The 12,050-nt window shown below is 38.3% G+C and carries 6 protein-coding genes, 4 tRNA genes and 1 pseudogene; 4 read left to right on the top strand and 7 right to left on the bottom strand.

What is annotated here, in order from left to right; translation table 11 throughout:
• Positions 1–58 precede the first annotated feature (58 nt).
• A pseudogene (locus FNN09_RS07945) lies at positions 59–332 on the bottom strand (HU family DNA-binding protein).
• 380 nt (positions 333–712) lie between these two features.
• Between FNN09_RS07945 and FNN09_RS07940 the strand changes: the two are divergent.
• Both FNN09_RS07940 and FNN09_RS07935 read left to right on the top strand, forming a co-directional pair.
• A complete protein-coding gene (locus FNN09_RS07940; RefSeq protein WP_143301260.1) occupies positions 713–1,123 on the top strand; it encodes an ArdC-like ssDNA-binding domain-containing protein in 411 nt (136 codons plus the stop codon).
• A 56-nt stretch (positions 1,124–1,179) separates the two neighbouring features.
• Complete coding sequence (locus FNN09_RS07935) at positions 1,180–1,557, top strand: zincin-like metallopeptidase domain-containing protein (protein WP_143301258.1); 378 nt, start codon at positions 1,180–1,182, stop codon at positions 1,555–1,557.
• A gap of 55 nt (positions 1,558–1,612) precedes the next feature.
• Here the strand turns inward: FNN09_RS07935 and FNN09_RS07930 are convergent.
• The 6 genes from FNN09_RS07930 to mutS all read right to left on the bottom strand — a co-directional run bounded on the left by FNN09_RS07930 (position 1,613) and on the right by mutS (position 6,533).
• A tRNA-Leu gene (locus tag FNN09_RS07930) sits at positions 1,613–1,696 on the bottom strand.
• 7 nt (positions 1,697–1,703) lie between these two features.
• Positions 1,704–1,779, bottom strand: a tRNA-Gly gene (locus FNN09_RS07925).
• 230 nt (positions 1,780–2,009) lie between these two features.
• Positions 2,010–3,215: a site-specific integrase gene (locus tag FNN09_RS07920; protein WP_143301256.1), complete on the bottom strand. Its 1,206-nt coding sequence runs from the start codon at positions 3,213–3,215 to the stop codon at positions 2,010–2,012.
• A 282-nt stretch (positions 3,216–3,497) separates the two neighbouring features.
• A tRNA-Leu gene (locus tag FNN09_RS07915) sits at positions 3,498–3,581 on the bottom strand.
• A 5-nt stretch (positions 3,582–3,586) separates the two neighbouring features.
• Positions 3,587–3,662 (bottom strand) — tRNA-Gly (locus FNN09_RS07910).
• A 249-nt stretch (positions 3,663–3,911) separates the two neighbouring features.
• Positions 3,912–6,533: a DNA mismatch repair protein MutS gene (gene mutS, locus FNN09_RS07905; RefSeq protein WP_221932451.1), complete on the bottom strand. Its 2,622-nt coding sequence runs from the start codon at positions 6,531–6,533 to the stop codon at positions 3,912–3,914.
• 515 nt (positions 6,534–7,048) lie between these two features.
• Between mutS and FNN09_RS07900 the strand changes: the two genes are divergently transcribed.
• Positions 7,049–10,213, top strand: coding sequence for a TonB-dependent receptor (locus FNN09_RS07900; RefSeq protein WP_143301254.1), 3,165 nt, complete (start codon positions 7,049–7,051; stop codon positions 10,211–10,213).
• An 11-nt stretch (positions 10,214–10,224) separates the two neighbouring features.
• A complete protein-coding gene (locus FNN09_RS07895; RefSeq protein WP_221932450.1) occupies positions 10,225–11,694 on the top strand; it encodes a RagB/SusD family nutrient uptake outer membrane protein in 1,470 nt (489 codons plus the stop codon).
• The last annotated feature ends 356 nt before the right edge of the window (positions 11,695–12,050 follow it).

The following is a 12,050-nucleotide window of genomic DNA, read 5'->3' as shown; positions in this document are numbered from 1 at the left end:
AACTGCACAAAAAAGGCTACCATAACAGGTAGCCTACACTTATTTTCAATAGGAATCTTTAATTGATACTATCATCCAAAGCTTTTCCGGCTTTGAATTTAGCAACATTCTTAGCTGCTATCTGAATTTCTTTACCAGTTTGTGGATTACGTCCTGTGCGAGCTGAACGCTCAGAAACAGAGAACGTACCAAATCCAATTAATTGGATGCTTTCCTTTTTTTGCCAGTGTTTCTTTTGTTGTTTCAACAAATGCATTGATTGCTTTTTCTGCATCTACTTTAGTTATGCTTGCCTTTTCAGCAATGGCTGAAACTAATTCTTGTTTATTCATATCTGAGTTAAATTATGTTTCCACTACACTATAAAACTTTTCGTAGAAATAGCGGTTTTTATGAGATTCTGGCAGTTTTAATCAAGCATTTATAAGTCAGCCCAGCATTAAGTTTAAGTTGCCTTTTAGAGATAATGTATAAAAAGAGGTTCCACACCATATAAATCTTGTCAAAGTTATTAATCGCCGAAAATGAAAAGTCAAGTGCGGCTGAATGTGTCTATCTATATGGTCAGCCGTCCTACGAAGGCGTTCAGTTTTTGCAAATAGCAAAAACAGACATGCCCACTTGACAAAATTCATTTCGGCTCAATGGAGTTCGCCAAAATTTAATGGCGCGCCAGAAGCCGAAATAAACCCACAAGGCAGTGGTAAATACAATGAAAAACTTTGATATTTATGAAACAGTCACCAATTTAATTATTGAACGATTAGAGCAGGGAGTTATTCCTTTGGCGATGCCATGGCAAACCTCAGATGCTATTCCTCGCAATCTGATTTCAAAAAAGGCGTATAGAGGATTTAACTTTTGGTATCTATTAAGCTTTGGTTTTGAACGGCCTTATTTTCTCACCTTCAATCAGGTTAAGCAACTGGAAGCTTCCATTAAAAAAGGTGCTAAGTCATTTATGGTGATTTTTTGGAAAATGTTAGAAGTCAAAAAGGATCATGAAATTGAAGAAATACCAATGCTTCGTATTACAGGGTATTTCATATTGATGATGTTGATGGCATTGATCAAAGTAGGATTCCCAAAGAAACATCACATGCTCATGAATTTAAAGCAATAGATTCATGTGAAGAGCTGATTGATAAGTGGGATGATTCTCCGTTGATTAAGTATGGTATGAAAAAAGCCTGTTACATACCGGCTAGGGATGAAGTTCATATGCCAGATGCCAAGCACTTTTATGAGGATGAAGAATTTTATTCAACCCTTTATCATGAAATAATTCATAGCACGGGCCATTCAAAGCGTTTAAGTCGTCATCAACACTTTCCAAATCTAAATTTTGGCAGCCAGGATTACAGTCAGGAAGAATTGGTTGCAGAGATGGGAGCTGCCTACCTATGTGGTATTAGTGGAATTGAAAATGCCACCATTGATAATAGTGCAGCTTATATTGAAGGTTGGCTAAGAAAATTAAAGAGTGATAAGAGGTTTATTGTTTCTGCTGCAAGTTTAGCTCAAAAGGCAGTCGATTATATTTTGGCAGCTAAATGAAAAACTTGATTAATAAAAAAAGGCGCTTAAAACAGATGTTTTAAGCGCCTTTCAGTACCGAAGGCGGGACTTGAACCCGCACGGCCTAATGGCCACAGGATTTTAAGTCCTGCGTGTCTACCAATTCCACCACTTCGGCATCCTAGTGGAGCGAAAAACGGGACTCGAACCCGCGACCCCGACCTTGGCAAGGTCGTGCTCTACCAACTGAGCTATTTTCGCAATTCAGTCTTGCATTTGCCTATCTGCGTATCAGAGTCGTTTCTCAAATGCGGATGCAAAAATAGAGGCTTTTTTTTGTTTTACAAATAATTCTGGCAACAAAATTTAATCTGGCATCACCTTTAGATGTAAGGTGTAGAATAATAGATTGTTAAAAAAGAACTATTCTTCTACTCATAACTAAATTACTGTAGAAGAATAGTTGATAGATATGCTTAATGAGGTGTTACTCACATTCCCAATTTGTTTTTTAACTGCATCATATCCTCTGATATTTTATTTTCTAGTACCCTCGCATAAATCTGGGTGATTTTTAAAGATTTATGACCAAGAATTTTTGATACTGTTTCAATAGGCACGCCATTAGATAAGGTAACTGTAGTAGCAAAGGTGTGACGAGCCATATGCATAGTCAGCTTTTTATTAATACCACAAATGTTTGCTAACTCCTTCAGGTAACTGTTAAGTTTTTGGTTAGAGGCGACTGGTAAAACTCTTCCCTTTAATAAAGACTCCGGATAGTCGGAATATCGTTCAAGTATTTCAATGGCATTGGGGAAAAGGGGGATTGAGCATTGCGTTTTTGTTTTGGTCCGGTTAATAATTATCCATTGATTTCCATCGTTGCGTGTCTGAATATGATCTGGACTTAATTTAGATATATCAGAATAGGCTAATCCTGTATAGCAGGCAAATACGAATATATCTCTCACGATTGAAAGACGGTCTAAATCAATTTCTTTTGTTTCCAGTCTGTGAAGCTCATCTTTGGTTAAGAAATCGCGATTAGCCTGCTCTAATTTTGTTTTAAACTGGTTGTAAGGGCTCTTATCCAAATGACCCATGGAAACAGCTAAATTCATCACTCTTTTTAAGTGTTTGTGGTAATTCCAGGCTGTATTTTGATGAACACCGTATTCGGACTTTAAAAACATGTCAAACTGATTAAGGAAGTTATAGTCAACGCTGGTTATAGGAATTTCCTTTTTTCTCAGCTTCTTTTTAAGAAATTCTGCCAATTTCTTGCGTGATACACGATAGTGTTTTAAAGTTCGAAAGGCATAGCCATGACCAATGTTGTTCTCAATCGTTTTAAGGTAGTAGTCGAAAACCTCAAGCATTCCTTTCGATTCACTTTTGCCAAGAAATTCATTTTTAATATCGACAACATCAAATTCTTTACCAGAAGAAACAAAACGGTTGTAGATGTCCACAACAGATGTTTTGACTTTTCTCAAGCGCTGGTTGGAAGATTGTGCTTCATCGGTCAGTTCATAGAATACTTGATGTACTTCATCCCAATTTTTGGGAATGCATCTCATTCCGGATGATAAGTCAACTCTTCTACCTTTAAACAATAGGCGAAGGTAAATTGGGTAGGAGCCATCCTTGCCAATTCTGGATTTTCTCAGTACGAAATTTGAATAAAACCTCATAATAATAAAATTTTGTGGTCACGTTGGTCACTCAAAAAGCATAAAGTTCTTGAGATTTCCAGACATAACCAAGTTCAAATAAAATCAATATGAGTCAAATTAAATCTTGGTAACCAGGCATTTAAATGGTCACGTGACCACTTAGGGTGAAAAAGGGAGTGGTCACGTATTGGTCACTTTAAACACCTGTTTTAACCACTTTTCTTGAAGTTTTCTGAAAATAAAAAAGCGCTTAAAACATTGGTTTTAAGCGCTTTTAGGTCATTTTGGTGAGTAGACCTGTACCCGAGGCGGGACTTGAACCCGCACGGCCTAATGGCCACAGGATTTTAAGTCCTGCGTGTCTACCAATTCCACCACTCGGGCATCCTTGGAGCGAAAAACGGGACTCGAACCCGCGACCCCGACCTTGGCAAGGTCGTGCTCTACCAACTGAGCTATTTTCGCAATTAAGTATTTCACCAATCCTGCTTGACTTCCTACTTTCAGTATCATTTGCCCCTCTGCGTATCAGAGTTGTTTCTCAAATGCGGATGCAAATATAGTGCTTTTTCAACGATTGCAAATAAAATGAGTGTCATTTTTTGCAGAAAAATTCGATGAATTATTTATTGTCTTTGACATCAGATAGTTCGTGCTTTATGTGTGGGATGAAAAAATCTTCACAAAGCTGGCTACATGGCAAACAATACGAATTTATTTGCCACCAACCCATCTTTTTATATCGTTTAATTTATTCAAAGCATCTATTGGTGTCAGATTGTCCACGTCTAAAGTGGCTATTTCATCGCGTATTTGTGTTAAAACCGGATCATCTAACTGGAAAAAACTTAACTGCATACCTTCACGATTATTGGAGATTTCATCCATTGGTTTTGAGAGTTCGCCATTTCGATGTGTGATCTCTAATTCACCCAGTATATCATTGGCTCTTTTAACAACGCTTTTAGGCATGCCAGCCATTTTTGCCACATGTATACCAAAACTGTGATTACTGCCTCCAGGCACAAGTTTTCGAAGAAATATGACTTTGTTATCTACTTCCTTTACCGATACATTAAAATTCTTACATCGCTTATGAGTTTTTTCCATCTCGTTTAACTCATGGTAGTGAGTGGCAAATAATGTTTTGGCTCCAGCGCGTTTGTGTTCGTGAATGTATTCTACTATTGACCAGGCGATGGAAATACCATCATAAGTACTGGTGCCTCGTCCTAGTTCATCAAATAGAACAAGGCTGCGAGGTGTTAAATTATTCAATATGCTTGCCGCTTCGTTCATTTCCACCATAAAGGTTGATTCGCCTAAACTAATGTTATCGGATGCACCAACACGTGTAAAGATTTTGTCAACTACACCAATTGTGGCCGACTCAGCGGGCACGTAACATCCAATTTGTGCCAACAGGGTAATCAATGCTGTCTGTCGTAATAAAGCCGACTTACCAGCCATGTTTGGACCTGTGATGATTATGATCTGCTGTTTGTCGTTATCTAAATAAACATCATTGGGAATGTACTGCTCGCCAGCAGGAAGTTGTTTTTCAATAACAGGATGACGTCCTGCAGTAATATTTAACTCAAGCTCGTCGTTAACCACCGGACGAACGTATTTTGAAACGGTTGCCAGGTTGTTGAATGAAATAAGAACATCAATTTTTGCAAGCAATATGGCGTTGAGCTGAATAGCCGAGATAAATTCAGAAACAGCAATGATTAGTTCGTTGTATAATCGTACTTCAATTGCTTGTATCTTTTCTTCGGCACCTAGTATTTTTGATTCATATTCTTTTAGCTCCTCAGTAATGTAACGTTCAGCATTAACCAAGGTTTGCTTTCGAATCCATTCTTCGGGCACCTTGTCTTTATGGGTATTTCTAACTTCAATGTAGTAGCCAAAAACGTTGTTAAAGGCAATTTTAATGCTTGGTATGTTGGTTTCTTCGCTGAGTCGCTGCTGTAGGTTGGCTAAGTAATCTTTTCCCGAAAAGGCAATTTTTCTGAGATCATCCAACTCCTCATTAATACCTGTTTGTATAACTCCACCTTTGGCAACGAGTGTTGGTGGTTCGATTTCAACTTCACGATGAATGCGCTCACGAATAGTTAAGCAAGCGTTTAATTGATCGCCTATATGACGAAGATGTTCATTATTACTTCTCAGGCAACTTTCCTTAATGGGCTCAATTGCGAATAAAGCTGTTTTTAATTGCACGAGTTCCCGTGGTGTTATGCGGCCTGCTGCTACTTTAGCCACCAAACGCTCTAGGTCGCCTATTGAATGTAGCTCTTCAACTATTTCACTTTTTAGCTCTGGCTCTTTAAAAAAATGCTCAACAACACTAAGGCGATCCTCAATTGGTTTCACATCTTTAAGCGGAAGTGCTATCCAGCGTTTAAGCATGCGCGATCCCATAGGGCTTATGGTGCAGTCAATCACATCAGTTAATGATTTGCCACCTTCGTTTAAGGAACCAAAAAGCTCCAGGTTGCGAATGGTAAACTTATCGAGCCACACATACTTGTCTTCATCTATACGACCAAGTGTTCTTATGTGCTGAACTTTGTGGTGTTGTGTTAAATCTAGATAATGGATGATAGCACCTGCTGCTGTTATACCATAGGCTAGGTTGTGTACCCCAAACCCTTTGAGTGAATTTGTTTCAAAATGCTTAAGTAGTCTGTCGTGAGCCGATTCAGGGGCAAATGCCCAATCGTCAAAAGCATAGGTGTAAAGCTTATCGCCAAAATGCTGTTCAAACTCCTTGCGTTTACCTTTTTCAAAAAGTACTTCTTTAGGTTTGAAATTGGTAAGGAGTTTATCAATGTACTCAAAAGACCCTTCGGCAGTTAAAAACTCTCCAGTTGATATATCTAAGAAAGCAACACCTGCCACTTTTTTATCAATATGTATGCTGGCCAAAAAATTATTTTCCTTGTGCTCAAGTATATTATCGTTGATGGCTACTCCGGGAGTTACCAGTTCTGTAACACCTCGTTTTACAATTTTTTTGGTCATTTTAGGATCTTCCAGCTGGTCACATACGGCTACCCTTTCGCCTGCTCGTACAAGCTTGGGTAGGTATGTATCCAAGGCATGGTGCGGAAAACCTGCTAATTCAACGTACGAGGCAGCGCCATTGGCTCTTCTGGTAAGCGTGATACCTAGTATTTGCGAAGCCTTTATAGCATCGTCTGAAAATGTTTCATAAAAATCACCAACTCGAAATAATAATATGGCATCCGGATACTTTTCCTTAATGCTATAATACTGCTTCATTAATGGAGTCTGCACGGGTGTTTTCTTAGTTTTAGCCAATGTCTATCTTTTAAATGTATCCTAGTTGTGTACTGGAGGTAGAATAGACTGTAAATAACTATTCAATCTTGCTCTTATCAATACAGCTTCCAAAAGTAGAATTTATAGCTTGAAAAACGAAAGGTGATAGTTGATACTTGAGTGAATTTATTTTAGAAATAAATCTCATTTCTAAAAATGATCCAACATGTGGATTTAATAAAGAAAGTTGTATTGGCGTTAGATGTGTGCTTAGGACTAGTTTTGTTTCCTTATGAATTAGATCCGTTTGAAAGCAGGATTTAATGTGTGTTGACGATTTGTTATGCATAGTACATTTGGGTTATTTCAATTTCATACGTATTTGTATTGTTGTGATTATAGTTGTTTTGTGTCAATATAAATAATTATTAAAAAGGAAAAGAAAATTAAGATGACTATTATCATATGAGATATTGGTATTAATAATGATAGTAATACTATTTTAGTCGCGAAAATTCAATCAAATAGTATTATTAATTTAAAACCTTTAGTCTATGAAGAAAGTACTATGTGCACTTTCGTTAATGGTTATGCTTGGTTTGCAATCGTTGATTGCACAAACCACTAGCTTGACCGGAATTGTGACTGATGCAAGTGATGGAAGTCCCATTCCAGGTGTGTCAGTCTTTGTCAAAGGAACAACTGTTGGAACCATTACAATGCCGGATGGAGCCTACAATCTTGAAGTGCCAGCAGATGCAACAACTCTTGTTTTTTCGTTTGTTGGTATGACCATGCAAGAAATTGTAATTGATGGTAAAACAACTATTAATGCTGTAATGCAAGGCGATGCAATCGATGTGGGAGAAGTGATGGTGGTTGCTTACGGTACTGCAAAAAAAGAATCATTTACTGGTTCTGCATCTGTTGTAGGTGGGGAGCAAATTGCAAAAATGCAAACCTCATCGGTATCCAAAGCACTGGAAGGAACTACTTCAGGAGTGCAGGTGGTAAGCTCAAGTGGTCAGCCAGGATCTGATGCTGCTATTCGAATTCGGGGAGTGGGCTCTATTAATGCTTCCAGCTCGCCATTGTACGTGGTTGATGGTGTACCTTATGATGGTAAGTTGAATGCAATTAATCCGCAAGATATTGAATCGTTAACGGTTTTAAAAGATGCGGCAAGTGCTGCTCTTTATGGTTCGCGTGGTGCCAATGGTGTTATCATGATTACCACTAAAAAAGGTAAAAAAGGAGAGACTCGTGTTTCATTTGATGCTCGCGTGGGAGTTAATTCCAGAGCTGTGCCGGCCTACGATGTGTATACTGATCCTGGGCAGTATTTTGGAAAAGCATGGGAGGCCTATCGCAATGGATTTTATGCAGGAGACGAGTATACGCTTGAGGAAGCAGGTGTTGAAGCGTCTAATGATTTGATCAATCGTTTAGGTGGCTATAATCCTTATAGAGGTGTAGATGATACACAAGTAGTTATGCCCGATGGAACCGTAACAAGCGCATCTTATCTTTATAATGATAATTGGGAAGATGAGACCTTTAACAATGGAAAGCGACAGGAGTATAACCTGAATATTAGTGGAGGATCAGAAAAAACAACGCACTATATTTCCTTGGGTTACTTAAATGATGAAGGTATTATTAGGGGTTCGTCATTTGAACGTTTTTCTTTAAGAAGTAACCTCGACTATCAGATTACTGAACACATTAAGATTGGTTCGAACTTATCGTATGCCCGAGGAGAGCAGGATGCACCTAAAACATCATCAGGAAATTCATTTTCTAACCCATTTATGTTTACGCAGAATGTGGCACCTATCTATCCAGTTTATATCTACGATGCCGATGGAAATAAACAATATAGTCCAACGGGTGAAGTGATGTACGATTTTGGAGATAAAACAATGGAGGGGACTTCGGGGCGTGTATACGGTGCTCGTCAGAACCCTGCAGCCATGTCGGCTTATGATCTAAATAATCGTGTTGAAGATAGTTTTAGTAATCGTACTTACTTATCTGTAGATTTCTTACAGCACTTCAACATTACGGCTAATATGGCTTACGACCTTCGTAACCTCAATCGATCTGTTTTCTATAGCCCACTAAATGGTGATGCAGTTAATGTTAACGGTCGTTCACAAAAATGGGGTAATCGTTACCAAACAACAACCATTAATCAACTGCTAAAGTATAATCAATCATTTGGTCAGCACTCGATTTCAGCCTTAGTTGGTCACGAATCGTATAACTACGAAATGAAACAGTTGTATGGTGAGAAAACTAACTTTTTCATCCCTGATAATCATGAGTTTAATAACGGGGTAAATATGGTTGGTTTAACATCTTATGCCAATCGCCACACAATCGAAAGTTTCCTGTCTCAGGTAAACTATGATTTTAAAGATCGCTATTATTTTTCTGCTAGTTTCAGAACCGATGGTTCATCAAAGTTTCATGATAATAACCGATGGGGTAACTTTTGGTCTGTTGGTGGATCGTGGCGAGTAAGCGAAGAGGAGTTTATGAGTCAGGTTACTTGGGTCGACAACTTAAAGTTAAAAGGATCTTATGGTGTACAAGGAAATGATGGGATACTTGATACCAATAGCAATACCGTATATTATCCATACAAGGATATGTACGATGTGGTTAACAACAATGGCGAAGTGAGTCTTTCATTAGCTTACAAAGGAAATAAAGATTTATCCTGGGAAGTAAGCAAGAACTTAAATGTTGGGGTTGAGTTAACGGCTCTTCATAATCGCTTAAGATTTGAGTTTGAGTATTTCAATAGGGCTACTTCTGACCTTCTTTTTAATAATCCTCAGCCAACGTCATCGGGTATAGCCTATATTCCTGAGAATATCGCTGATATGAAAAACGAAGGTATTGACTTTAATGTGGCTTACGATATTGTTCGCAATAATAACTTCACATGGAACATGGCCTTGTTTGGTACGCATTATAAAAATGAAATAACGAGTCTTCCTGCTGATAAGGTAGAGAATGGAATTGTGATGGGTAATAAAATATTAACTGTTGGCGGTTCTATTTACGATTTTTATTTGAACCAATGGGCAGGTGTTGATCCTGAAACAGGCTCGGCTTTGTATTGGATGAATTCGGTGGATGAAGAAGGCAACGAGGTAAAAGTTAAAACCGATAGTTATGAGCAGGTAAGTAGCTCTGATTCTCGCGAGATTAGCGGTTCGTCATTGCCCGATTTTCAAGGATCTTGGAATAACACATTTACCTATAAGAGCATTGATTTATCTGTCGTAACCAATTTTCAATTTGGCGGTCAGGTATATGATGGGAACTATGCAGGTTTAATGCATGCTGGCCGTTTGGGTACAAACTGGCATACAGATATCAATAATGCATGGACCCCAGACAATCCAAATACCGATGTGCCTCGTTTGGAGGAGAATTATCAGGATGCTAATCAGCAGTCAGATCGATTCTTAATTGATGCTTCTTATTTTAATATTAGAAACATCACATTGGGATATACTTTTCCAGCTCAGCTGTTAAATGATTTACATGTTAAATCGTTGCGAGTGTACTTTGCTGCTGATAATGTGTTGTTGTTCAGTAAGCGATCAGGTATGGACCCGCGCCAATACTTTAGTGGCTCAAACACAAGCTTTAATTATGCGCCTATTAGAACAGTCTCTTTTGGCTTGAATGTTAACTTTTAAACATTACAAAAATGAAATTACATAGAATACATATATTCTTGATGCTTGGTTTGCTGGGTATGTTTACCGCATGCTCCGATGAATTTTTTAATCACGAGCCAACCGATAGAGCCTCTCAAGAGCAGATTGATGATTTGTTGGTGACCGACCCAGGTGCCGTTGTGTCAATTGCTAAAGCCAACGTGGCTGGTATTTATACCGATATGTTTAAGTACAGAACCAGTCATGATGATTTTGGTGTGAAAGCCATGGAGCTTGGTTCTGATATGATGACCGACGATATAGCTTATAATAATGGTTGGTTTGTTTTTGATTATCGATTAGATAACAGAGCTGCTGCTTACAGAAGACCACGTAGTTGTTGGGCGCTTTATTACGAATTAATACGAGGAGCAAATAATGCAATTACATTGTTAAAGCCAGCTGAAGAAACGGTTGAGTTAAGCGATGAGCACAAGAATATCTTAGGCCAGGCTTATGCAGCACGCGGATATTCTTACTTTGGTTTGATTAATCGTTACCAGCACCCTTATAGCATTGATAAGAATGCGGCTGGTATACCTATTTATACCGAAGATGCAGTCTTAGCTGCTCGTCAGCCTGTTGCTGATGTGTATGACTTAATTATTGCCGACTTAACATCAGCCTATGATTTACTAAAAGGCGCTGGTAAAGCTAAACCCGAAGAGTTAAACGAATATGCTGTTGCAGCTATTTTGGCTAATGTCATCAGTTTTGTTGATGATTACCCGAATCAGTGGGATGAGGTTGTGAAGTATTGCGACTTGGCCATGCAGGGCGGTACATTGTTATCTGGTTCAGAGGTACACAATGGTTTTAATAGTGTTGATATGAATGAAGTGTTATGGGGATCGCGTATCAACGCCGAAACGTGTACTTTCTATGCTTCATTCCCAAGTCATATCAACCCTTATGGCGCAGGATATGCTGGAGGTTTGTCTCAATATAAAGAAGTTGCCAGTGAATTGATCGATGGTGTTGATGAAAATGATGAGCGCTCAAAATGGTTTCAGGATAAAGTTGTTGAAGGCGTAACGTATAAAGTTTGCTCAAAATTTGCCGATGTTGGTGGTTTTGAAGCTGACTATATATATTATAGAGTTGCCGAAATGTATTTCTTAAAAGCCGAGGCCATGTTACTTAATAAAAACGAGGCTGGTGCTAAGCTTGCATTGGAAGAGGTTATGAAAACACGTAATCCGGAATATAGTGCAACAACTTCTGGACGATCATTGCAAGAAGAAATTTATTTTCAGAAGCGAATTGAGTGCTGGGGTGAAGGCAAGCGATTTCTTGATATGATACGTCGCGGCGAAGCTTTGGATAGAACAAAGTCAACAAATCATCATGCGACAGTAATAAAGCAAGTGCCTGCAAACGACAATCGCTTTATTTATCAAATTCCGCAAAACGAATTGGATGCGAATAGTGAAATTAATGAAGAAGATCAAAATCCATAATAGTTCGTGTTAAATCCAGTCAATAGAAATATTGATTTTTAGGGCTGCTCATTGAGTGGCCCTTTTTTGTTGCATGTGCCTAGTCTTGATTTCGTTCATCATTCATTGAATTTATGCTATACAAAGTGTGGAAATAGTCGTGGAGGATACTAATCAAAAGTGATTTTTTTAAATTTTTTTATTAAAAATTAACGCTCCATAGGCAATTGAGGTATTATGGTTGTTTAAATGTTAGTGAAAGAGTACAAATACGTTACGAAATGATATTGGAAGCCGAATGAAAGTTAATGTTTGTTACAACTGCTTTAAAACATGATTTGCGTCACCAACAAGACTGTTAAAAAGTATGAAAAATT

It is taken from the genome of Carboxylicivirga sp. M1479 (assembly GCF_007097485.1).
Classification (GTDB): domain Bacteria; phylum Bacteroidota; class Bacteroidia; order Bacteroidales; family Marinilabiliaceae; genus Carboxylicivirga.
This window is presented reverse-complemented; position numbering and strand designations above follow the sequence as displayed.

Bases quoted from the DNA above. Each gene is read 5' to 3' on its own strand.
- FNN09_RS07940 (WP_143301260.1), top strand. From the start codon at position 713: ATGAAAAACTTTGATATTTATGAAACAGTCACCAATTTAATTATTGAA.
- FNN09_RS07935 (WP_143301258.1), top strand. From the start codon at position 1,180: ATGAAAAAAGCCTGTTACATACCGGCTAGGGATGAAGTTCATATGCCA.
- FNN09_RS07920 (WP_143301256.1), bottom strand. From the start codon at position 3,215: ATGAGGTTTTATTCAAATTTCGTACTGAGAAAATCCAGAATTGGCAAG.
- FNN09_RS07900 (WP_143301254.1), top strand. From the start codon at position 7,049: ATGAAGAAAGTACTATGTGCACTTTCGTTAATGGTTATGCTTGGTTTG.
- FNN09_RS07895 (WP_221932450.1), top strand. From the start codon at position 10,225: ATGAAATTACATAGAATACATATATTCTTGATGCTTGGTTTGCTGGGT.